General features: G+C 39.3%; 22 protein-coding genes. 7 read left to right on the top strand and 15 right to left on the bottom strand.

From position 1 onward, the window contains the following. Together CNR22_02570 and CNR22_02565 are read left to right on the top strand one after the other, a co-directional pair. Positions 1-1026 carry a threonine aldolase gene (locus CNR22_02570; protein ID PBQ30701.1) on the top strand — a complete coding sequence of 342 codons (1026 nt, stop codon included), beginning with the start codon at positions 1-3 and terminating at the stop codon, positions 1024-1026. A gap of 290 nt (positions 1027-1316) precedes the next feature. Then, positions 1317-9851 (top strand): hypothetical protein, encoded by an 8535-nt coding sequence (locus CNR22_02565; protein ID PBQ30700.1) that lies wholly within the window; start codon positions 1317-1319, stop codon positions 9849-9851. 209 nt (positions 9852-10060) lie between these two features. On the opposite strand, the gene CNR22_02560 is transcribed toward CNR22_02565, so the two are convergent. The 15 genes from CNR22_02560 to CNR22_02490 all read right to left on the bottom strand — a co-directional run bounded on the left by CNR22_02560 (position 10061) and on the right by CNR22_02490 (position 18095). Further along, positions 10061-11194, bottom strand: coding sequence for an AI-2E family transporter (locus CNR22_02560; protein PBQ30699.1), 1134 nt, complete (start codon positions 11192-11194; stop codon positions 10061-10063). A 404-nt stretch (positions 11195-11598) separates the two neighbouring features. After that, positions 11599-11976 (bottom strand): permease, encoded by a 378-nt coding sequence (locus CNR22_02555; GenBank protein ID PBQ30698.1) that lies wholly within the window; start codon positions 11974-11976, stop codon positions 11599-11601. Next, a complete protein-coding gene (locus CNR22_02550; protein ID PBQ30697.1) occupies positions 11973-12386 on the bottom strand; it encodes a hypothetical protein in 414 nt (137 codons plus the stop codon). Before CNR22_02550 ends, CNR22_02555 begins: the two co-directional genes overlap by 4 nt. 6 nt (positions 12387-12392) lie before the next feature. Then, positions 12393-13115 carry a thioredoxin gene (locus tag CNR22_02545; GenBank protein PBQ30696.1) on the bottom strand — a complete coding sequence of 241 codons (723 nt, stop codon included), beginning with the start codon at positions 13113-13115 and terminating at the stop codon, positions 12393-12395. Between the two features lie 3 nt (positions 13116-13118). Further along, positions 13119-13565, bottom strand: a complete 447-nt coding sequence (locus CNR22_02540) for an osmotically inducible protein OsmC (GenBank protein ID PBQ30695.1) — start codon at positions 13563-13565, stop codon at positions 13119-13121. Between the two features lie 4 nt (positions 13566-13569). Next, on the bottom strand, positions 13570-13869 hold the full coding sequence (trxA, locus tag CNR22_02535; protein ID PBQ34791.1) for a thioredoxin: 300 nt from the start codon (positions 13867-13869) through the stop codon (positions 13570-13572). A 114-nt stretch (positions 13870-13983) separates the two neighbouring features. Beyond that, on the bottom strand, positions 13984-14421 hold the full coding sequence (locus CNR22_02530; GenBank protein ID PBQ30694.1) for a DUF983 domain-containing protein: 438 nt from the start codon (positions 14419-14421) through the stop codon (positions 13984-13986). 2 nt (positions 14422-14423) lie between these two features. Continuing rightward, entirely contained in the window at positions 14424-14687 is a 264-nt protein-coding gene (locus CNR22_02525) for a hypothetical protein (GenBank protein PBQ30693.1), read from the bottom strand. A 3-nt stretch (positions 14688-14690) separates the two neighbouring features. Further along, positions 14691-15008: a sulfurtransferase gene (locus tag CNR22_02520; GenBank protein ID PBQ30692.1), complete on the bottom strand. Its 318-nt coding sequence runs from the start codon at positions 15006-15008 to the stop codon at positions 14691-14693. An 11-nt stretch (positions 15009-15019) separates the two neighbouring features. Continuing rightward, positions 15020-15286 (bottom strand): sulfurtransferase, encoded by a 267-nt coding sequence (locus tag CNR22_02515; protein PBQ30691.1) that lies wholly within the window; start codon positions 15284-15286, stop codon positions 15020-15022. Further along, a complete protein-coding gene (locus tag CNR22_02510) occupies positions 15283-15507 on the bottom strand; it encodes a hypothetical protein (GenBank protein ID PBQ30690.1) in 225 nt (74 codons plus the stop codon). Before CNR22_02510 ends, CNR22_02515 begins: the two co-directional genes overlap by 4 nt. A gap of 86 nt (positions 15508-15593) precedes the next feature. Further along, on the bottom strand, positions 15594-15806 hold the full coding sequence (locus CNR22_02505; GenBank protein ID PBQ30689.1) for a hypothetical protein: 213 nt from the start codon (positions 15804-15806) through the stop codon (positions 15594-15596). Between the two features lie 135 nt (positions 15807-15941). Next, entirely contained in the window at positions 15942-16148 is a 207-nt protein-coding gene (locus CNR22_02500) for a hypothetical protein (GenBank protein ID PBQ30688.1), read from the bottom strand. A gap of 98 nt (positions 16149-16246) precedes the next feature. Continuing rightward, complete coding sequence (locus CNR22_02495) at positions 16247-16867, bottom strand: Crp/Fnr family transcriptional regulator (GenBank protein PBQ30687.1); 621 nt, start codon at positions 16865-16867, stop codon at positions 16247-16249. A gap of 412 nt (positions 16868-17279) precedes the next feature. After that, positions 17280-18095 carry a hypothetical protein gene (locus CNR22_02490; GenBank protein ID PBQ30686.1) on the bottom strand — a complete coding sequence of 272 codons (816 nt, stop codon included), beginning with the start codon at positions 18093-18095 and terminating at the stop codon, positions 17280-17282. Between the two features lie 121 nt (positions 18096-18216). On the opposite strand from CNR22_02490, the gene CNR22_02485 reads away from it, so the two are divergent. From CNR22_02485 to CNR22_02465, 5 genes are all read left to right on the top strand, one after another. Next, entirely contained in the window at positions 18217-19170 is a 954-nt protein-coding gene (locus tag CNR22_02485) for an alpha/beta hydrolase (protein PBQ30685.1), read from the top strand. Between the two features lie 11 nt (positions 19171-19181). Continuing rightward, positions 19182-19811, top strand: coding sequence for a hypothetical protein (locus CNR22_02480; protein PBQ30684.1), 630 nt, complete (start codon positions 19182-19184; stop codon positions 19809-19811). Positions 19812-20262: 451 nt separating this feature from the next. Further along, a complete protein-coding gene (locus CNR22_02475; protein ID PBQ30683.1) occupies positions 20263-21132 on the top strand; it encodes an AraC family transcriptional regulator in 870 nt (289 codons plus the stop codon). Between the two features lie 199 nt (positions 21133-21331). Beyond that, positions 21332-22093, top strand: coding sequence for a hypothetical protein (locus tag CNR22_02470; protein ID PBQ34790.1), 762 nt, complete (start codon positions 21332-21334; stop codon positions 22091-22093). Between the two features lie 134 nt (positions 22094-22227). Further along, positions 22228-22614 (top strand): hypothetical protein, encoded by a 387-nt coding sequence (locus tag CNR22_02465; GenBank protein PBQ30682.1) that lies wholly within the window; start codon positions 22228-22230, stop codon positions 22612-22614. Positions 22615-22711 lie beyond the last annotated feature (97 nt).

The raw sequence follows: 22711 nt of genomic DNA, 5'->3' as shown, positions 1-22711 counted from the left end.
ATGAGCTTTATTGATCTAAGAAGCGACACGGTTACAAAACCTTCTCTGGCTATGCTGGACGCTATGATGCAGGCACAAGTGGGTGACGATGTTTTTAATGAAGATCCCACCGTTAGCGATCTGGAAAATTATGCCGCTAATTTATTTGGTAAAGAAGCAGGCTTATATTGTCCGAGCGGCACTATGACTAATCAAATAGCCATTAAAGTGCATACTCAGCCCGGAGACGAAGTTATTTGTGATGTGAATTCACATATTTATAATTATGAAGGTGGTGGCATTTCTTTTAACTCAGGAGTTCAGGCGAGATTAATTACTGGCAGCGAAGGCAGATTGACACCTGAAATGATAGAGCCTTGTATTAACGGAGATTTTGATTGGCTAACCAGAACAACTTTAGTGTCGCTGGAAAATACCGTGAATAGGGCAGGAGGTAGTTTTTATACAAAAGAGCAGATCAAACCTGTTTATGATTTGTGTCGCGATAAAAAATTAAAATTACATTTAGACGGGGCAAGAATATTTAATGCTCTTGCAGAGACAACTGATAGTCCAGAAGAAATCGGGACGTATTTTCATTCTATTTCTATTTGTTTATCGAAAGGTTTGGGCGCACCCGTTGGTTCGGTTTTATTAGGGGATAAAGAGTTTATAAAACAAGCCCGTCGTTACCGTAAAGTATTTGGTGGCGGTATGCGTCAGGCGGGCTTCTTAGCCTCCGCAGGATTATTTGCTTTAAAAAATAACACCACGCGATTAAAAGAAGATCATGTGCGCGCAAAAAAGTTAGAAGGAGAGCTAGGTAATTTACATTTTGTAGAATCTATTCTTCCTGTGTATACTAATATTGTTATTTTCAATTTAAAAAGAGACATCATTAGTGGCGAAGCTTTCGAGCGAAAGATGGCCGAGAAAAATATTAAAATTTCATCCTTCGGAAAACAGACCATTCGTTTTGTAACGCATCTTGATTTTAACGATGAGATGCTGGATAGCACTATTGCCGCTTTGAGAGGCATTAAGTGATCTTCTTTTCTTCTTTAAGTAAATGAGAAGGCATATTTTTACCAGATGTAGCAATTAAGATCAGGTAAACGTTTGAATTCTGAAAAAGCGCAGGAAATTACATTCATGATCAGCGCAGGAGCATTTTGTCTGCATAGAACATTCTCCACCTTTCTGAAACGTATTGAGGTAGTTAAAATAGTGAATTTTTCGCTATTAAAACGTATTGAAATTTCTGCAAAAGGTTAAATCACAGGAGTTTGCCGACCACGTAAAAAACATTATGTATCTTTAATTATCCAAAAAATACGATGATTAAAAACTACGCTCAACCCAAATCTTTATTGATACTTACATTTTTAATAGTATCATTTTTTAAAATGCATGGCCAGCTTGCCGGTACTTATAGCGTGCCTGGGTCTTTCTCCAGTATTGCCGTGGCAATTAATAGTCTCAACGCTGTTGGCATTGTTGGGCCGGTTACAATAAATATTGCTGCCGGGTACACTGAAACGGCTGTGAGCGGCGGGTATTATCTTTATACGGTGGTAGGTTCTTCGTCGTTAAACACCATTGAGTTTAAAAAAAGCGGTGCAGGAGTTAATCCGAAAATCTTTGCCTATACAGGTGGAACAGGAGCTCCATCCTCTGCTGTGCAAGATGGTGTGTGGCGAAATATTGGTGTTGATTATTTGACCATAGATGGTATAACTATTGTAGATCCCAATACCAGCAATCCATCGACAATGGAATTTGGAATTGGTTTTTTTAAAAGAAATACAAATGATGGCTGTCAGTTTAACACTGTGAAAAACTGCTCAATTACACTTAATCGCATAAATAATGGCAATGGTGTTTCGGGTGTGTATGGCTCACGTGGTATTGATTTTGCGAACGCGTTGGTGGGTAATCAAGTTCTTGGTCTGAACCCTATTTCTTCGAACGGCTCGCATAGTTACAATAAAATTTATTCTAACGTTATAGAGAATTGCAATCATGGGGTGAGCATGATGGGCACTAATGGCAGCACTTTACTTGCTTTTCCAGATTCCAATAATGAAATAGGCGGCCCTACAATTGCGAGTGGAAATACGGTGACACTATTTGGAGGGATAGCTGGTTCTAATTATTCAGCTTGCGGAATATATGCCAGGGGCCAAAACGGTTTGAAGATATCTAACAACGTGATAGATAATGGCGCCGCCAATTTACATCGCAATTCGAGGCTCTATGGGATAGCAACAGATTTCTCTGATGGGCACACGAGCGTATCTAACAATACAATATCTGTAGCATCGGGGTCGCTGTGTTCTGAATTATTTGGAATTTCAAATGGGGATAATTCGGGTGCTAATTCTGCAACACTTTCGGTTTCTAACAATCTTTTTTCAAATTGCACAGCCAGTGTTAATCCTTCTGTTAAGTTCTGCGGTATAAGTAATTCAGCTATTTTTAATACGCTTTTAATAAGCGGGAATACCTTTACGAATTGTTTGAGTACGGCCACCGTTGGTACTACAAGTTTGATTTATAACGATGGGCCAATTACAAATGATCTTAGCATAGCCAATAATTTTTTAAACTTTATTTTTACAGACCCTAACAACTATAATGGTGATTTTAACGTACTGCATAATGCAGCTTATGGCTATTCAAACACCAGTGTTACCTACAGTAACAATATTTTCGACAATGTTATTATCACAGGGTCATTGGCAACTGTAAACTACATTAAAGATTACGGTGCTCATTACTTGCTATCGGTGATTAACAATACCTGGCTACCGTGTGTTTTAGACGCAGGTAATCGTGTAGTGTTTATTAATAACGCTTGCGTTTTTGGTCCAAGTGTTACTGTTTCTGGAAATTCAGTAAATGGTTTCACTTTAACGGCTCCGGGTCCAACAGTTTCGCTTTATAGTAACTCTACAATCAACGCTGAAGGAGCTGTTGTTTCAATAGCCAATAATTATTTTAATAACATCCGAGTAACAGGTGCTTCAGCGGTTTTTACAGGCATAAAATCTACATCAAGCAATAATTACGAATACTACTCCAGGAAACTTATAAATAACAATGTTCTATCCAACATAAAACTTAATTCTTCAAATAATTTAACTGTTATTTCTTTAGATGGTCTTGGAGATGCTGATGGAACCGCGCCATCTGCCGTTTTCAGTAACACCATTGTTAACATAGAAAATTTTGGAAATGTGCTGGGTATTTTCAGTACGTCTACCATAGCCTCTCCCTACACTGCGCCGTTAATTTATGCCAATACAATTAATAGTCTTGTCACTCAGGGAACAGGGACTCTTTCGCCTTCCGCTTCGGCTGTTTACATTTTAACAGGTTCACAGGGTTTTAATATTTACAGAAACAAAATTAGTAATGTAATAGCGAGTAATTCTGTTAATGCAACCGGAATTGAAATTGGGGGAGGAACGAAGATAAACATCTACAATAATATTATTGGTCACGTTAGTTCGGCTGGCACCTCCTCGACTTCCTTTAATGGTCTTCTTTTTTCCGGTAATGTACAATGTAATGTTATCTACAATAGCATTTTTCTTTCCGGAATTTCTATGGGTTCATCTTGTATTAAAGCGCTGCCAACGGCTTCTTTTGTTTTAAAAAATAATCTGCTGATTAACCAATCTCCTGGTTCATCTACATTAAGTGGACTAGCATTGAATGCCAATGTAAATGCCGGCTACGACGTAAGCTCTAATAATAATTTATTTTATGCCTCTTCTGCGTATGGACTTTTGCCTTTATGCAGTGGTATTTCGCAACTCAAGGCTGCAGTTGTTGGCAGAGAAAAAAATTCAGTGAGCGAGAACGTAACATTTGCATCTACTAGTCCATCGTCCATAAATTACCTGCTGCCAAGCGCAACAGTTTCAACTCAAATAGAATCAGGCGCTGCGCCTATCTCCTGGATCAGTAATGACTTTTACGGAAATGCGAGAGATGTGAACTCGCCTGATATAGGTGCGATAGAAGGAAGCTATATTCCTCCGGGCGCAGATAGTCTTGCTCCAACACTAATAAATTCTGATTTTACATCTATGTCATGCGGTCAGAGTGGAAGAACATTTACAGCACAACTTTACGATAAAAGTGGTGTAGCGACCGGTTCGCTGGCACCACAGTTTTACTTTAAAATTAATTCCGGTACCTATACTTCCAGCCCGGGGTCGCTTGCGTCTGGAAATTCCACTTTAGGAATTTGGGCGTTTAATATAAATTACGCAGTAAGTTATGGCGATCAAATTTCCTGGTTTCTTGTAGCACAGGATGCCTCGACTTTAAGCAACATTATGTCGCAACCTGCAAATGGGTTTGGTGCTGGCAGCGTGAACAATGTGACAAGTACTCCCGTTGCAGCTACCTACACAGTAAATATGTCTTTAGCAGGGACTTATACTGTTGGCGCGGGCGGTACATTTACCAGCCTTACGCAAGCCGCGAATGCTTACAATAAAGCTTGTTTAACCGGGTCTGTGACTTTTGTGTTAACGAACACCCTCTATACAATTCCTTTAGAAAGTTTTCCAATTACATTTAGCAACAATCCGGGGGCGAGTGCGACGAACTCTCTTTTGATTATTCCTGCTGCGGGTAATACGGTTGCTGTGAGAGGAACTACGATTAACTTTATATATAATGTGTTAAAGTTTCAAGACGCGTCCTACATTACGCTTGATGGATTGAATAGTGGCGGTAGTAGTTTGTCAGTTGTGGTTACTAATACTAATTACATAAATGAAATTATTTATTTACAGTCTAATTCGCTTTCAGGTCCGGGAAATAATCATTTGACCTTCAAAAATCTTACTGTTAACTCACTTACAAATTGCACTTCCAGCGGTATTGCATCCAATGGTTTTAATACAGATATAAAAATTCAAAACAATTATTTTTACGGGCTCAATTATGGTATTGAGATGGGCGATAATTATGATGTGACCCAAAGTAAATTTTCGAATTGCCTTATAGAAAATAATCGTTTTGGCTCAGCAGGCTCTTACACCACGGCAATTAAGGAAACAGGTATCTATGTAAAGAGTGCAGTGCTACTTACTGTAAGAAATAATACTATAGATAATGTTACCAATTCTTCTACTTACGCCAATCCTTACGGCATGGATTTGTACGGTCCTATTAAAAATGTTACCGTTACTTCGAATGTAATAACTAATGTTGCGCAAACCTCTACTACCAGTGGTGGAGGTTGTGTGGGTATCAATCTTTATCCTTTAAGTTTTACACGCGATATATTGATTAGCAATAATATGGTTACAAACATAAGCGGGCTGAGTAGTGGCGTTTCTTATGGTACCTATGGTTTATGCATTAAGTCTGGCGTGTCTGCTAAAAACATCAAAGTTTACCATAATACTTTTGCTTTAAATTTTGGCTCAAGTTTATCGTCGACCACAAGTTGCCAATCAGCTTGCATGTATTATGACGCAACTACAGATATAGACCTTCGTAACAATATTTTTTACACGAATGTGGTCAATCCCAATAACGCGACGTCAAGAACATATGCCGTATTAAGTGGTTATGGAAAACAACTCGCCACTATGGATTACAATAATTATTTCGTTGAAGGATCGCAAGGAGCATTAGGAATCGTTTCGACTTCATTAACAACACTAGCTGCGTTTAAAACTGCTTTTGGTGGAAATAATAATTCGATTAACATGAAGCCGTGGTTCACTTCTTCGGTTAATGCACATATTGACGCTACTGTGGCTGCTAATGCGCTTGTAGATAATTTAGGAACACCTTTAGGGATTACACAAGATATTGATGGTCAATCACGCAGCACGCTTACTCCAGATATGGGAGCCGATGAGTTCGCTGCAACCGGAACGTGTGTTGCTGCAGGTGCAGGAACGGTAACTACGCCTAACTTTACAATTTGTGGTGGACAGCCAGTTTATCTGCAAACAACAAACATGAGCGGTGGAACAAATTCAACTTATCAATGGCTTGTTTCACCAACATCGGTTGGCACTTATACAAATGTGAATTTTGGTTCGGGTTATACAACTCCTTATTTAAATGCTGGCGCGTTATCTGCAGGTACTTATTATTTTAAAATCATGGAGACTTGTCCTGGGAATTCGTTATTTGCCAATTCTAATGTTGTTTTAGTCACTGTTATTGCTCAACCAACTTTAACTATTACAAGTTCTAATACATTGTCGTGTTCAGGCTCAACAACACTATCTGCATCTGGTGCGGCAAGTTACACCTGGAGTACAGGAGCCACTTCTCCGAGTATAGTGGTTACACCAACTGTGGCGACAAATTATTACGTTACTTATGCAAGTTCACCTTGTGGTTCTGGCGTTTCAGCAAATATTCCGGTTATTATATCGCAAAATCCTACGCTTAGTATTTCATCCGCTAATGCCTCTGTATGTGCCGGTGTATCGGCAACGCTGCTTGCATCAGGAGCCACTTCCTATTCCTGGAGTAATGGCATGAGTGGTGCATCTATAAATCCCACGCCATCAGTGAGTACAACCTACTCTGTGATTGGCTCCAATGCTGCCGGTTGCAGCTCTTCGGGCACTGTAACGGTAAATGTATTAGCTGCTCCAACAATCTCCATCAATGGAGCATCACAGATTTGTGCTGGTCAAAGCGTTAGTCTCACTGCAAGTGGAGCTATGTCTTATACCTGGAATAATTCTTCGTTTTCTAATAGTCTTGTAGCGAGTCCGGTTACATCAACTGTCTACACTGCTCAGGGAACAAATATAGCGGGATGCATTTCCGGGATTGTTTCATTTTCTGTCGCAGTAGTCAGTCCTTCTCTGATTTCTATAACTGGTCCAACTGTGGCGTGTAGTGGACAAACCGTAATCTTAACAGCGAGTGGCTACCCAACTTATACATGGAATACAGGAGCTACAGGGGCGAGTGTTGTAGTGACTCCCTCAAGTTCAACCACCTACTCAGTAATTGGAGGAAGCTCTACATGCAGCAATAGTGCTCAACTCGCAGTTGCAGTAGATCCAAGTCCAAGTTTGTCTATTTCTGGTGCTACTACTATTTGCGCAGGACAATCGTCGACGCTGACGGCAAGCGGAGCCACTACTTATACCTGGAGTACAAGTCAAAACAGCAATCAGATTATTATAACACCTTTAAGCAATGTTGTTTATACTTTGAGTGGCACAAACGGGAATAACTGTACTTCAACTATCACTCTTGCAGTCTTGTCAGCCACTAACCCTATAGTGAACATTAGCGCATCGAGTACACTTGTATGTTTAGGAACAGCCGTAAATCTCACAGCAAATGGCGCTAATAACTATACCTGGAGCTCAGGAGGAAATGGAGTAAGTACAACTGTAAGTCCGCTAAGTACTAGTATTTATACTTTGTTTGGTAGCAACATTGCCGGCTGTGCTTCGAGCAATACACTTTCGATTGCCACTAAGAGTCTTCCTGTTATCAGTATTTCTCCTTCTAGTACCAGTATTTGTATTCCGGCGTCGGTGTCGTTTACTGCTAATGGTGCCACTAACTACTCGTGGACCAATGGTCCCAATTCATCTGTGGCTTCTTTCAGTCCTCTGTCATCGGGTGTTTTCACTGTATCCGGTGCAGATATCACCAACGGTTGCATTGGTTCAGAAACAATTTCCGTTTCCGTTAGCGCTTCACCAACGCTTAGTATTTCAGGAACCGCAAGTACCTGTGTTGGTAGCTCGGTTTTTCTGAGCGCCAATGGTGCCAACAGCTATTTATGGAGTAATGGAAGCACTTCTGCATCCATTTTATTTACGCCGGCTACAACTACAGTTGTTAATCTTAGCGGGACAAATGCGGCGGGTTGCTCGGCAACGACTAGTCTCGCTGTAAATGTATATTCATTGCCAGCAGTTTCTGTAAATGCGTCGTCTACTTTAGTTTGCGCATTCGGCAGCGCCACCATTACGGGGTCCGGTGCTTCCTCTTATTCTCTCAATTCAATTAGTGTTGGAAGTCTTAGCGTTGTAAATCCTTCTGTTAACAGTACTTATACTTTAAGTGGAGCAAGCAGTGCTGGTTGTATTTCATCAACGCTTGTAACTATAAACACGAATTCTCTTCCTGTTATTACTATTAATCAGTCTTCGTCGGCAATTTGTGCGCAAAGTGCGATCACTTTTACTGCAAGTGGAGCTACCAACTTCCTTTGGACAAACGGTCCGGCTAATGCTGTTGCTACATTTACACCAGCGGCACCAAGCGTTTATACCGTTCAGGGAATAGATATAAATAACGCTTGCGTTACTACAAAAACTGTACTTATCGCAGTAAATCCTCTGCCAACAGTTACTATTGCTGGCAATAATACACTGTGTGCAGGCACTACACTTACACTTCAGGCATCTGGTGCAATCTCTTTTGCATGGAGCAACGGTTCGTTTTCGAACCTTATCTCAGAAACTCCTCTTGTATCAACCGTTTACTCTGTAACAGGAACAAACTCCTTGTATTGTAGCAGTAGCGCAAGTTTGGCCGTTACGGTATACAGCTTGCCGAGTATTTCTGTAAATAGCGGATCCTTGTGCACAGGGAGTTCGTTTACGATTATTCCTTCGGGAGCTTCTGTTTATAACATAAGCGGTGGACTTTTTATAGTGTCTCCAGCAAGCAATACTTCTTATTCGTTAACCGGAGTAAGTCTTGAAGGATGTGCGTCTTCGAATACAGCTGTTTCGATCATTAGTGTGTTTAATTCGCCAACAGTAAGTGTCAATAGCGGATCTATTTGTTCAGGAAATATGTTTGCGATTGTACCATCCGGCGCATCTTCTTATACTATCAGTGGAGGAGCTTTTACTGTTTCACCCCTTGTTAATACTAGTTATTCAGTTATAGGCACTGGTACAAACGGTTGTGTTTCAAATACTATCGCTTTGTCAAATTTGACGGTTTACACTACACCAACGATTATAGCAAGCAGCGGTTCGGTTTGCACAGGTCAGTCTTTTACCCTTAACCCCAGTGGTGCAAACAGCTACACATATTCAGGAGGAAGTAATGTGGTGAGTCCGCTAACAAATATGAGCTATACTATTTTTGGTACAGGAAATGGAGGTTGTATAAGCAGCACAGCCGCAACCGTAGCGGTAACGGTTTACAGCTTGCCGGTTATATCGGTGAATAGCGGTACCATTTGTAGCGGTGAAGCCTTTAGCATTATACCAACAGGTGCCAGTGTGTATACGCTTGAAGGTGGGAATTTTGTGGTTATGCCTACGGTAAGTACTAACTATTCGGTTATAGGTACGAGCAGCGACGGCTGTAGTAGTGCGTCTGCTGTAATTTCGTCGGTTACGGTTAACGAAAAACCCATGATTTCAGTAATGATAAGCAACGCCACACTGTGCAACGGAGATTCGGCAACTATTACTGTTAGCGGTGCGGACACATACACTTGGAACACAGGCTCGAATGCCAGCACACTTACAGTGGCTCCAAGCATTTCCACTAATTATACACTAAGCGGAACAGGTCTCAATAGCTGTTCTTCGAGCACGTTGGTTTCACTATCTGTTTCAGACTGCACAGGATTTACGGAAAAAACAAATAGAAGTACATCCATTTCCGTTTATCCTAATCCTGCGCAAACCCGGGTGAGTGTAAAATTTGAATTCTCCGGAACAAAGGAAATACAAATTTCAAATGAAATCGGGCAGATAATCGAAGTGTATAAAACCGAAAATGAGTTTGAAGAGGTGGATGTTACAAAGTATGCCAGGGGCGTTTATTACCTGAAAATTAAGGGCAAAGAGGCTTCGGGTAATTTCAAGTTAATAGTTGAATAACCATTGCACTCTAAACAACCTGTGGTAATTTAGCTCCGTGTAAATTGTTTAATGAATATAAATTCAGGTAGGGTATTTCGATAGCGTATTAGTATTCTAACCATGCTTTCTTAATTCTCTGTAATGTAGAATTTTATTGCATGACGAAAACTCTGATCCCTTAACAGTTTTCATAGTACTAAGATCAGGTAGTGGATGGGGTGGCTAAATTATTTATCGTTGATCACTGTTTTATTTGTTTCGTTTTCAGATACAACTTTACTCTTCGCATTAAATGTAAATATAGACCTCTTCTCGTCCGGCATGTCATCGCCAATTAAATAGCCGTATGGTTCAAGTGATTCTATGCGATCAAAAACTACTTTAGCAATGGCCGTTAAGGGAATCGAAAGAAACATTCCGGCAACACCCCAAAGCGCGCCTCCAATTAAGACCACGACTATTGAGATCAAAGCATTTACTTTTACTTTTGAAGCAACAATTTTTGGTACAAGAAAATTGTTATCGATCAGTTGGATAAGCAGGTACGCGCCTAAAACATATAATGCGGTAATGGGCTCACCTGTTATTAACCCCATTACCATTGGTAGAGAGATTGCGATAATTCCCCCGATGTATGGAATCAGGTTAAGTAGTGCTCCAATTACACCAAGTAATACTGCATATTTGATTCCAATAATGAGCAGAGCTGTACTATTTAAGGTTGCTACAATGGCCATTTCTATCATAAGACCCACGAGGTAGTTTTGAATTAAGCTTTTGATCTGCCCCAGCACGTCTGCTACAACTGTATGTTGGGAGCTTGAAAAAACTTTGGAAACGAATTTTAATAAAAGTGGTTTGTAGTATAAGAATAGAAATATGTAGACCGGCAACAGCAAAATCATTACTAACACACCCGAAACCGTACCCAGCGTGGTGCCTATAACTCCTGTTGCTCCATCCATGCCGTTGGCTTTCTGTTCTTCTATCCAGCCTGTAATTTTTGGCGTTTCAATGTTAAAGGTAGTAGAAACCCATGCCAAAACTTGCCCTGCAAGCTCATGAAATTTTTGTTTTAACTGGGGAACAGAATCACTAAACATGCTGGCTTGAGATCCGATAAATAACATGATTCCCGAAGTTACAACGAGCATGAGTACAATCGCAACACTAATGGCCAATAGACGATTCCATTTTTTTCTTGTGAGAAAGTTCACAATGGGATTCAGCAAAATGGCCAATATCCAGGAAAATGTCAGGGGAACTAATATTTCTCTCCCCAAAAACAGGATGTAGAAGAAAATAAATAGTCCTAAAAGCACAATGGCTATTTTGTGGTAAAGAGGTAATTTGCTGGTCATGGTTTTTTAAATAGAATTTAAAGATACGCTAATCAAACAAATTTTGTGCCCGCAAAAAGGCTACACTAACAGCCCCATAATTGGGGAAATTAATTTAAAAAATGTTCAAAATTCAGAGGTCTTTGCTCGTGTCTTAAAGTTTGCGTATTTAAGATTTGCATTATGATTCTGGGAGTGATGACATTTAGCGAAGGTAATCGCTCATGCTAAGCAAATAGGTATGTCAATTAAAAAAAAATTACCTTTTGTTCAAAATTTACGAGGAATGACTCTATGAAGCTCCTTTAACCCAGAGGTCAGTGAAAGTGTCTTTTCGGCATGCCAGGGGGCTTCGGGGAGTAAAGGAAGCAGAGTTTAATTTAGCAACTTGTGGTGTTCACTTCAAATGCACATGATTCACGTTCTTATACAGTTTTACCTGAAAAGAACATTTTTATGGCGATTACAATAAGGAGCGCGCTAAACACCTTACGCATCAAATCAGGAGAAAGTTTCAAAGCAAAGAGTGAACCGAAATACCCTCCTATCATAAAAGCAGCTGCGATTATCACTGCATAATTCACGTTTACATAGCCACCTTTGTAATAATTGTAAACTGCAAATAAACCGATAGGTGGCAACATGATGGCGATACTCGTTCCTTGTGCTGTTTGCTGATCGAGCTTCATGATCATGATTAAGGCTGGAATAAGTATGATGCCACCTCCCAGGCCTACCATGCCTCCCAGGGCACCTGCGCTTAAACCAATGAGGGTAAGTAACAAAACAGTTGTTGGTGTCATTTTAATTTATTCTCATTAATTATGCTATGCCAGGTTCCTTTTCCAGGAATGGTTGCTGAATCGCAGATTTTTGTTTTTAATGCTTTTGCGGTTTCCGTTGCAAGTTCGAAAGCCTCCTGTTTTTTTTTAGTTTCGTGTAGTATAATCCGTCGGTTGCTTCTGTAAACCAGGCTCACCTGGAAGTAAGCGTTGGGGTTATCGTCTCCGGCATCGAAAGCACAAGCTTCACATTTGGCGAAAAAGCTTCTGAATATCAACACATACTCTATTTTGGGGAGTGGCTGAAAGCTACCCCAGTGGAAGATTCCAAAAAGGCCCTGCTCAATTTTGTACACGCGTTTTTCACTATCAACAACCGTTGCAAACTGACGAATGAAATTACTTATAGCTTTTCTTTTACCCGTTATCATGAATACTTATAGCTTTATTTGATCCAGCAGCTCCTGTTCTTCTATCTCTCCTTCGTGCTTCCAGATCATTTTACCGTTTTTATAGAGTTCAAGTACGGGTAGACTTTCTATGCCTTTTATCTTGATCAAGTCTGAATTTTCGTCGGCGTCAATTTTTACCAGGGTAAGCTTTTCACTCTTACTGGTTGCAAGACTGTCTAACATGGGCGCCATTTTTTTGCAGGGTAGGCACCACCTGGCATTATAGTCTATCAAAACAAATTTATCGGTTTTTAAAAATTCCTTAAACATTTCAACAGTCATACCGGTTTTTTTGACCACGGCCTTGCCCTCCACAAGTTTTCTGTTACTTGCGTTCCACTTCATGAGTCCGCCAGTCATGTTATGTACTTCTGAAAATCCCCTTTTAATAAGAAGTGATGCGGCCGAGGCACTTCTTCCTCCTGACAAGCAATAGATATATACCGGTTTGTTTTTATCGAGACTTTCAATCTCCTTTTCAAAATCAGTAGTTTGGATGTTATAATTCGCAGCACCTTCCAGGTGACCCCGTTCAAATTCCTCAGGAGTTCTTACATCTATTAATTGTAGCGAGGGATTTTTAGCGAGCCCACTTTCAAACTCTTCAGGAGATAATTCTCTGAAATTTGGCTGAGTATGTTGTGAACCACAGGATGTAAGAAGAAAAGTTATAACAAGAAAGAAGAGGGAAGAATTAAAAATTTTCATAAGTTAACTAATGGATGTTATTTTGACTTCTGGCTTAAAAATAATTTTAGATTTAACAGAGTTTGAGATCAGGCAATTGGCCTCTGACTTCTGAAGAACCCGGTTTGCTTTTTCTTTCTGTATTTCATCATCTATAGTAAGTACTGGCATGAGCGTTATTTCACTCATCATGTATTTATCATCTATCAGCTCCAGCTTGCCTATTGCTTTTGAGCGGAAACTTTGAAATTCAAGTTTCGAATTCTCGGCAATCGAAAGAAATGTTGTCATGAGGCAGCTATTCACTGCGGCCACAAATAAATGTTCGGGCGACCAAATGCCTTCCATTCCTTTTGGAAATTCAGGTGGTGTTGCTACTTCCAGGTTATGTTTTAATACCGGTGAGTTCATAAGTCCTTTGCGGTCTGTTACCCAGTCCACGTCTATTTCATAAAAGTGTTTTGTTTCCATACTATTAAATACTATTTCTATCAATAATTAATTTTAGATGATCGGAGGGTACGACACCCGATTGCCGCCATTTAATTTCTCCTTTTTTAAATAGTAAAAGGGTGGGTACTCCTCTTACCTGGTATAAGTTCGCCGCTTCCGGATTTTTATCTACGTCTATTTTCACTATAGTTGCAGAGTCACCAACCATTTTTTTAAGTTGCTCCAGAATTGGTGTCATCGTTTTGCAGGGACCGCACCATTCGGCATAAAAATCTACCAATACTGGCTTTTCCGAATTAATTATGTTTTGAAAGTTTTTCATGTTCTTTTTCAGGATATAATTTACCAATAGCACAATTCACGTAAGCATTAACTTTTTTCAAAAGTGTGCAGACTTTTTTTAAAAGTGGCTGCACAAACTCTGCATTTTAAATGATCAATGGTTATACTTGTTTTCATTTTGTTTTAGTTTTAATTCTTTCAATGCATGAAAATTTTTATCGGCATAACTTTTATCGTAACGCACAAAAAAGTTTAGCCAGATAATTCTTGCCCAGCGATAAGCTACCGGGAAAAAAAGTAACATCGTGGAGACAACAAGCATGGCGAGATCAAGAGCTTCCATGTGAAGAAATAGCAGGTCGGTAATAAACCAAATGATTAGAATGCCTGACATTAATGCGTAGGAAACATACATGGCGCCGTAGAAGAATCCCGTCTCTCTTTCGTATTTGAGTTGGCATTCACTGCAATGGTGGTGCATAGCAAAAGTGTTTTTGGGGTTATAAGAGAAATTGTTCTCAAACACCTGGCCTTTATGACAACGCGGGCATCTATTGCTTAGCGTAGAATATATGATTTCGGGAATTACCATTCTTATTTGATTTCTTCAAAGGTCGTTTCTTCAGCTATAACAGAGGATGATCTATCACCTTTATCTTTATGATTTATATCACAGCCCGAACTCCCACAGCAACCCACATTTATTAATGCCTGGAATAGCAGTATTCCACCTAGCCCGGCGAAAAGAATTTGTGAACTTTTCCATGCCTCCATCAATACCAGAATTGCAAGCCCCAGCCTGAATACCCGCATAAAATTCCAGCCTTGTGTGAGGCGTATTTTCCAGTGTTTAAACATTTTTTATTTGTTATATTTTTTCAAACTGTGCCACGAACCTCCGTTGTGAACGTTGGTGAATCCCTGGGTTTTCAGGTAACTTTTTGCCGAGCTGCTTCGCATACCCGATGCACAGCATGTGATGATAGGGTGATCGGGACTTTTCAATTTTTTAAGGTGATCCTGTAATTGATCTAGTGGAATATTCAAAGATCCTTTCAAATGTCCCGAAGCGTATTCACCTCTTGAGCGAACATCAATAATCTGCGCCCCTTTTGCAATAAGAGCTCCAAGGTCTGCTTTTGGACCTAAGCCTAACATGTTTTTAAGTGCTTGTATCATATTTTTTAGTTTTAACAATTTATATCCATCCAGGAGCCTGCATTTTCACAGGGTATTCCATTTTGTTTTAAAAACGCTGTTGCCTGTCCGCTACGATTTCCAGAGGCGCAGCAAAGCACAAGGTGTTCCATAGTTCTTATGTCGCTAAGGCGTTGCGGAAGTTCCTGCAATGGAATATTCACACTTCCGTTTACATGCCCTCCTGCAAATTCAGCAGGGGTTCTAACATCTATAATCGTGGCTTTGCCTGATTTAATTAATTCTTCTAAATTTTTCATTTTATACTTTTTTGTTGTTCTTCTTTTTTTGTTTCTTTTCTCAGTATTCCCAGCAATACAGCTCCCATAAATGCTCCGTATAATGAACTATTTATTGGATGCGATGTGATGGCACAGGTACCACTGGAACAACCGATAAAAAACCAATACATCCAGCCCCCGACAGAACCTACCAGTATTCCCATGAGTTCCAGTTTATACTTAATAATCTTTTTCTTCATTTATAGTACAAATTTGAGAAAGTAGAAAGGTTCATTCGGGAACAACTGTTGGATAAGCTGAGGTTTTTGGAAAAATAGTTTTGATCTTAGAATGCCTTATCATTTTTTCTTGTTGAAATTTCAAAGGGCAAATAGGGCGGACAAAAGCTTATAAAGCTCAGGGCTATAAAAAAGCCGGACAGACTCAGGGCAATTATTGCAATTTTACCATTGATCCGTTCGGTTAAATACAGGTAAAGGATTACCAGCGCTACCAGCGTTCTTACGTTTCGGTGTGTTCTTCCCCTACTTTTTTTCATTGTGATTGTTTTATTAATACAATGATAAAGCGCTTTTTAAAAACGTATTGGAACAAATGTTGCACGGGGCTCATTTTGTATGAAAAAAAAAGCAGGCTACAAAAGCCTGCTTTCAATTCCAAATAGAAGTTGTTTCTAATTTTCTTTTTTTCGTGTTGAGATACCGAAGGGTAAATAGAGAGGGCAAAAACTGATGAAGCTTGTTACTATAAAAATTCCTGATAAGATAAGGCCAATGATGGCGATTGTACCAGTTATAGTACCGGTATAATACAATGCAATGATCACAAGTGCTACAAGTATTCTGATAATTTTGTCGGCTGTGCCCATGTTCTTTTTCATAACGAAGTTTTTAAATTTAATACAATAGTACTATTCACTTTAAATTTGCCGTGTAACATTTGTTACATTAAAACATGATTTAACTCACTCGTAACTCTTTATTGCAGGGTCAAAACTTCAATGCTATTTCTACCAAGCTTTACCAGTTTTTTTTGCTCCATAGTTCGCAGCAAACGGCTGATGGCTTCACGGTGTGCATGCAGCTCATCCGCTATTCCCTGATGGGTAATTTGTAAGAAACGTGTATCGAGGGCTTTGGCACGTTCCTCAAGATAATGTTGCAGTTGTTTGTCCATATTGCTAAAGGCAATCAGATCGATCACCTGCATAAGTTCGGCAAAGCGATTATTATAATTATTACTGATGTAAGCTTTCCATTCAGGAAAACGGTACCAATCCTCAGTCAGTTTTACGGGGATCTGAAGGATCTCAGAATCCGTTTCTGCAATAGCTTTAATTATACTTTTTTTATGCGATTGGCAGCAGCTTAATGACATGGCACAAGTTTGCCCGGGGTATAAATGATAAAGAAATACCTCCGATCCATCCTCATCCTGGCGAATGATACGAATGCTACCTTTAAGCACTATAGGTATAAAGACCACCTCGTCACCTGGTTTTATAAGCAGCGTTTCTTTTTTAATATGTTTGTATTTCGCATGCAGCTCTATTTCCTTATTTAATTCTGCATCGCTAAAGAGTGTGGTGGATGGTGTCATATTATGCTTGTAAAATTACGGAATTGTTCGTGCGAAAAGTTCATTTAGGCGATGTGACAAAAATCATGCGGTTAGGGAACAAAAGTTACATTTCTCTTAAAATGCGTTTCCGAACTTTGCACTATAAAATGTAAGAATTATGAAAATAGAACAAGTTTATACAGGATGTATTGCGCATGCAGCTCTTTGTAACTTAACAGGATATTCAAAGCGAAGTACCGGTAATAAATGATTGCAGCAGATTATTAAAAAATATCTTTCGTCTGGCAAATTCTTCGTATCAAGCATGTTTTTTTTACTAAAGTAGTACACTGTAGAGTAGCGCAAATTCGGTTTTTATTCATTAATTGAACAGACTCTTGAAGGTATCCGGATAAATTGTTATTGTTGAAATAGTTGGTGCAATAAGCATCTACTTTGCATTTTCGAGGTATTGTGAAAAATAAAAGCCTTCTTTGTGAAGCTGGTTAGGTGTTCGGCCGAAAAAGTGTTTAAAGTCTTTTATAAAGTGTGCCTGATCAAAGAATCTGAAATCATGCACTATTTCCATCCAGTCGAGGTGCGTCATTTTGTTTATGGCGTTGTACACATTGTTGGCCCGTATGATACGACTATATAGCTTTGGTGAAAGCCCTACTTCGCGCCGAAATAACTCCTGAAGAGAAACGCGGGACATTCCAACCGCTCGTTGCAGTTGTATAACATCCATTTGTCCGCGCGAGGTTTTAATGAGTTCCATCACGTGAATCAATTCCTTACGGCACTTTTTGTTGGAAGCGGCATAGCGTTGCGCGAGCCATTTATCAATTACCGGTACCATCTTTTTAACATCGGGATAACTCTCATCGAGCCGGCTATACAAGTCGCGCGTGTCGCTTATAAAATCATCTAATTCTACCCAACTGTCTTTAAAATGATAAAGAGGAATGCCAAATAATTCATAAGCGGCACCCGGCTTTAAATCAATAAGTATTTCTGAATTGAATCCTCCGGTACTTTTAAAGTATTTCACTTTGCTGTTTTGTCCGCTAAACCTTATTCTAGCAGAAAAGCGGTCTTTGGTATTCAGATCGGTGACTATTGCGGGAGAGATAAGCACTGCCAGAGAGTTGTAGCCTGTAGGTGAAATTACCCAGGGTTGCAAAAAAACCGGATCATCTGTAAAAGTAATAACGCGGTACTGATGTACCAGATGGCGAATACTTATATGTGGCGTCTGAAGAAACAACTTAGAGTACCTAATTACGCTTCTAATATATTGCAAATATTAAAAATGAGCGAACTAAATTTGGCGTTTTTTACAATACCCCTCGTAAGTATTTTTTTTACTTCGGCCATAAAAAAAGCAAATGAAACTCTTGCTAGGTGTCCTCCTCTTATGCTCACAGCTCACGGTGATAACAGCGCAAACGTTGTATTCTAAGGCCTATGGTAAACCAGGCGCTGAAGCCATCATCTTTTTGCATGGAGGTCCTGGTGCCAGCTCTATTGATTTCGAAGTGATGACCGCTCAAAAGCTGGCCAACCAGGGGTTTTTCGTAGTTGTATACGATCGTCGTGGAGAGGGAAGGTCTAGCGACGACAGTGCCAAGTACTCCTTCCAGCAAACTTTTAGCGACCTGGATAGCATATATACTAAATACAAACTCAGAAAAGCAAGCCTTATCGGACACAGTTTTGGAGGCGTTGTAGCTACTTTATATGCCGAGCACAAGCCAGAGAACGTAAGTAATTTAGTACTCGTTAGCGCACCTACAAGCATTCAACTGATTTTTAGAACTGTACTTAAAAAAGCAGATAGCCTTGCTAAAAACAAAAACGACACAGTTACCTTAAGAGAAATTTCAGAAATCCGGCAGCTCGACACTACAACATTACAGTACAGCGCAAGTTGTTTTATGATGGCTTCGAAATTCAAATTCTATAACCCGGCAGATCCCACTAAAAGGGCAAAAAAATTATATGCATTATTTGAAACTAACGAAACACTGAAGGATTATACTGGCTGGTTAGGAAAAACGCAGTATAAAACCATGTTTACACCTGTGATAAGTTTTTCAAAAAACGAGCATTATACCATGTTAAACGTACTTTCGCAGCTAAATCAGTTGAGTGAAAAAAAAATACCCGTTTACGCTCTTTATGGTGCCGAAGATGGCTTGTATGATAGCGCACAATATTCGCTTTTAAAACCGCTCTGTAAAAAATTTGTTGTGCTGGCCAATTGTTCTCACGGCGTTTTTATGGATCAGCAGGAAATTTTTGTGGATACACTAAAAAACTGGATATATAATCCTAATTAAACCCATAGTTAATGCATTTATTTACGCGACTGCTGCTTCTCTTTTGTTTATTTGTTTACAGCGAGATCGTCTTTTCTCAGGCAGGAGCTGATACAGGAGCGCAGTATAGGAAGTGCTACATTGCATTACCCTTGAGGTTTACACAGCTTCAAAACGCAACAACCATGCTGAGTGGCATCAAACTTGGTATAAATCTGCATTCACGCTTTCGAAGCGCTTTATCGGCTTACCATTCTTTTTATTTCAAAGCATTTAAAACCCCAACTCATCTGCAGGGATTCACAGAACAGCCAAGGGTATTTATTAACGCGGTTGGTATTGAATCTGAATACGATTTTTATCAGGCAGAAAAGTTTAGATGGGGCTGCCAGCTGTTTACAGGTTGGGGGTTTTTGGTTTACGAAGGAGAGCAGCACAATTTTAACAGCAAGCAAGACAACTATTTTGCCGCAGACCCATCGCTTGTTTCATCTGTTAAGCTTGCCAAAAACATGCAGATAGGTCTTGCCAGTGGTTATAGATTTTTGGTTGGTACGAGCAGCATTAGATATACTTCCGCTTTATTAGATGGAAGAATACCCGTGCATAAACACTTCCCTAATGGTGTATTTTTTCAGTTGTCGCTCGTAGGTGCATTGTAAATGAGGTATTGCCTGCGTGCTTTGAAAAGAAAGCCGAATGCACAGCGTGTGAGTTTATTTACCATTATTATCCAGACAAAAAAAATCAAATCCTGTTATTAGAAGACCTTTTTCTATACTAGGTAGTGACTACAACTTCTTACTTTTTTTTAATTTTCATTCAACCAGGTATTCAGATCTTTTAATTCTTGTTCTAATCTGGAGTCAATCGTAGGTTCAACTTCTAAAGGAAGCTCTGTAGTCAGCGCAAAGGGAGAAGTTGTTCCAGCAGAATATAATGAAATATTTGTTATGCTTAAAGGGAGGGGGATTTGGAAAATTACTCGTAACGTTTATAATCAAGAGAAATAAGTTTTACCGAAAAGCATTAACCGGGGCTATTGACATGGATTATGCCCGGTTTTATCATTACTTTACTTGTAACTAATTTTGTACTTTCGCCTTAACAAAAATGTCAGGAGAAGTTAGTAAATATGATTTTAAACCCGGACTAAGTCACGAGTTTGAAATACTGGACGTCACCCATCTCTACAAACACCATAAAGACTTGTTGACTACTCCTCACCGTGCTAATTTTTACCACATCATTTGGTTTGAAAGTGGGTCGGGAACGCACCTGGTAGATTTTGAGCCGATTAAACTCAAAAGTAATTCCCTACTTTTCATTGGAAAGAATAAGGTACAACGTTTTGATCCAACTGGAGATTATAAAGCAAAAGCCATATTATTTACGGACCAGTTTTTTTGTAAATCCGATAACGACGTTAAGTTTCTTAGAAATACAATTTTATTTAATGACCTCTTTGAAAACAATCAAATTCAACTGGCAAAAAAAGAAACGGAATTCGACGCGCTAATTAAAATGATGCAGATTGAACTTCGTAAAAACAAGGATCTTTTTCAGCAAGATTTTCTACGTAACTTACTGCATAATTTTTTATTACTTGCCGAAAGAAGCAAACGCAGCCAAGCATTCACCGAAATTAAAAAGGGCGCTGATTTAGATTATACGTTACTATTTAAAGATCTTCTGGAAGCGCATTTTAGGGTGAGTAAACAAGTAAGCTTTTATGCTGGGGAATTATCTGTTACCGAAAAACGTCTTAACAAGGCTACTTCAAAAATTCTTGGCGCCACACCCAAACAGATGATAGGCGATAGGGTTCTATTGGAAGCAAAACGCTTATTGTCGCACACGGATAATTCAATTAAGTCAATCGGTTTTGAACTCGGTTTTGACGAGCCCACTAACTTTATCAAGTATTTTCGTAAGCATTCGCATTCCACTCCTATTGAATTCAGGGAGCGGTACCTGAAATAATAAGTCCTAAAATTACCATCGAAGGGACTAAAACTACCTTTCTGTTTTTCTTTTGCTGAAGCACCTTTGTAGTGTAAATAAAAACGCTATGAAAATTTCTCCACTCTTAATTGCAAGTTCAATTTTAGTTTTAACCAGCAGTACATGCAACGGACAAACTAAGAACAAACAAGAAACAAAAACAAAACAAACAGAAGCCATGGAAAACAAAAACAAAACCGTAGAACTTTTAAAAGCCATAGAAACTGGCGCATCAGAACCTGTAGGATATATCAATCCAAATAATTACAAACAACACAACCTGAGCGCCGAAGACGGATTGGCGGGTTTTGGAAAACTACTTTCACAACTTCCTAAAGGATCGGCTAAAGTAAATACGGTACGAGTGTTTAAGGATGGGGATTACACCTTCTCGCATACAGACTATAATTTTTTCGGTCCAAAAATTGGTTTTGATATTTTTCGTTGGGAAAATGGTCAGATCGTAGAACATTGGGATAATTTGCAGGAAACCCCTAAAAATGCCAACCCAAGTGGTCATACCATGACCGATGGTATCACAGAAATAAAAGACCTTACTAAAACAGGAGAAAATAAAAAACTAGTTAAGGCATTTGTTGAAGACATACTTGTAAATGGTAAGATGGAAAAACTTGCAGGTTATTTTGATGGGGATATTTATAAGCAGCACAATCCTAATATTCCTGATCAACTTTCTGGTTTAGGAAAGGCTTTGGGTGAAATGGCAAAAGCTGGCATAACAATGAAGTATGATAAAATTCATAAAGTGCTTGGCGAAGGGAATTTTGTGCTGGTAGTAAGTGAAGGACAACTGGGCGGAAAACATTGTTCCTTCTATGATCTGTTCAGAATTGAAAATGGAAAAATCGCTGAACACTGGGACACCATTGAAGAAATTCCTGCTAGAGAAAATTGGAAGAATGCCAATGGTAAATTTTAATTACTACGTTTAATTAGAAATTTTAAAGAAAAAGAGGCGTTTTGCCTCTTTTTTTGCGCTCTTACCAGTGTGAAAAAAGATACGTAATAGTAACCTTATTTTTCACTAAAATTTAAATCCCTATCTTTGCCCTTGTGAAAAAACTGTTAGCTGCCATAACCCTTATTGCTTTTCTTAGTTCTGCAACTGAGGTGCATGAGTTATTTAAGCTTCAGCATTTAGTGGCTCATTATCTTGAGCACAGCTCAAAAGAGTCAGGCGGCTCTATCGCAGAGTTTTTACACATTCATTATTCACACGATCACAAAAATCACAAAGACGAACATCACGATAAAGGTTGCCTTCCTTTTCAGGGAGACCACGGTTGTCAGCTAAATTCCATTACTTACTTTGCTTCCAACGATCATATAGAGCTTACTCTGAAGCAACATATTGTTGCTGTTGAACAGCAGGCAGCCCTTCCTAATTTTAGCGTTTCCGACTACCTGTCTAAGATCTGGCAACCGCCAAAACTCGCTTAATCTTCTACTTTAAGAAGTAATGTGGACCTTGATGTCCGCGTGTTTCCATTATTTTATTATCGCCGTGCGCTTATGCGTATTGCACAAATTGTATAAA

Source organism: Sphingobacteriaceae bacterium, from assembly GCA_002319075.1.
Classification (GTDB): Bacteria; Bacteroidota; Bacteroidia; order B-17B0; family Aurantibacillaceae; genus Aurantibacillus.
Note: the sequence above shows the minus strand (reverse complement) of the source record. Positions and strands in the feature narration are given on the sequence as shown.

Excerpts from the sequence above, each read along its gene's own strand:
- CNR22_02570 (PBQ30701.1), top strand. The coding sequence starts at position 1 with ATGAGCTTTATTGATCTAAGAAGCGACACGGTTACAAAACCTTCTCTG.
- CNR22_02565 (PBQ30700.1), top strand. The coding sequence starts at position 1,317 with ATGATTAAAAACTACGCTCAACCCAAATCTTTATTGATACTTACATTT.
- CNR22_02560 (PBQ30699.1), bottom strand. The coding sequence starts at position 11,194 with ATGACCAGCAAATTACCTCTTTACCACAAAATAGCCATTGTGCTTTTA.
- CNR22_02555 (PBQ30698.1), bottom strand. The coding sequence starts at position 11,976 with ATGACACCAACAACTGTTTTGTTACTTACCCTCATTGGTTTAAGCGCA.
- CNR22_02550 (PBQ30697.1), bottom strand. The coding sequence starts at position 12,386 with ATGATAACGGGTAAAAGAAAAGCTATAAGTAATTTCATTCGTCAGTTT.
- CNR22_02545 (PBQ30696.1), bottom strand. The coding sequence starts at position 13,115 with ATGAAAATTTTTAATTCTTCCCTCTTCTTTCTTGTTATAACTTTTCTT.
- CNR22_02540 (PBQ30695.1), bottom strand. The coding sequence starts at position 13,565 with ATGGAAACAAAACACTTTTATGAAATAGACGTGGACTGGGTAACAGAC.
- trxA (PBQ34791.1), bottom strand. The coding sequence starts at position 13,869 with ATGAAAAACTTTCAAAACATAATTAATTCGGAAAAGCCAGTATTGGTA.
- CNR22_02530 (PBQ30694.1), bottom strand. The coding sequence starts at position 14,421 with ATGGTAATTCCCGAAATCATATATTCTACGCTAAGCAATAGATGCCCG.
- CNR22_02525 (PBQ30693.1), bottom strand. The coding sequence starts at position 14,687 with ATGTTTAAACACTGGAAAATACGCCTCACACAAGGCTGGAATTTTATG.
- CNR22_02520 (PBQ30692.1), bottom strand. The coding sequence starts at position 15,008 with ATGATACAAGCACTTAAAAACATGTTAGGCTTAGGTCCAAAAGCAGAC.
- CNR22_02515 (PBQ30691.1), bottom strand. The coding sequence starts at position 15,286 with ATGAAAAATTTAGAAGAATTAATTAAATCAGGCAAAGCCACGATTATA.
- CNR22_02510 (PBQ30690.1), bottom strand. The coding sequence starts at position 15,507 with ATGAAGAAAAAGATTATTAAGTATAAACTGGAACTCATGGGAATACTG.
- CNR22_02505 (PBQ30689.1), bottom strand. The coding sequence starts at position 15,806 with ATGAAAAAAAGTAGGGGAAGAACACACCGAAACGTAAGAACGCTGGTA.
- CNR22_02500 (PBQ30688.1), bottom strand. The coding sequence starts at position 16,148 with ATGAAAAAGAACATGGGCACAGCCGACAAAATTATCAGAATACTTGTA.
- CNR22_02495 (PBQ30687.1), bottom strand. The coding sequence starts at position 16,867 with ATGACACCATCCACCACACTCTTTAGCGATGCAGAATTAAATAAGGAA.
- CNR22_02485 (PBQ30685.1), top strand. The coding sequence starts at position 18,217 with ATGAAACTCTTGCTAGGTGTCCTCCTCTTATGCTCACAGCTCACGGTG.
- CNR22_02480 (PBQ30684.1), top strand. The coding sequence starts at position 19,182 with ATGCATTTATTTACGCGACTGCTGCTTCTCTTTTGTTTATTTGTTTAC.
- CNR22_02475 (PBQ30683.1), top strand. The coding sequence starts at position 20,263 with ATGTCAGGAGAAGTTAGTAAATATGATTTTAAACCCGGACTAAGTCAC.
- CNR22_02470 (PBQ34790.1), top strand. The coding sequence starts at position 21,332 with ATGGAAAACAAAAACAAAACCGTAGAACTTTTAAAAGCCATAGAAACT.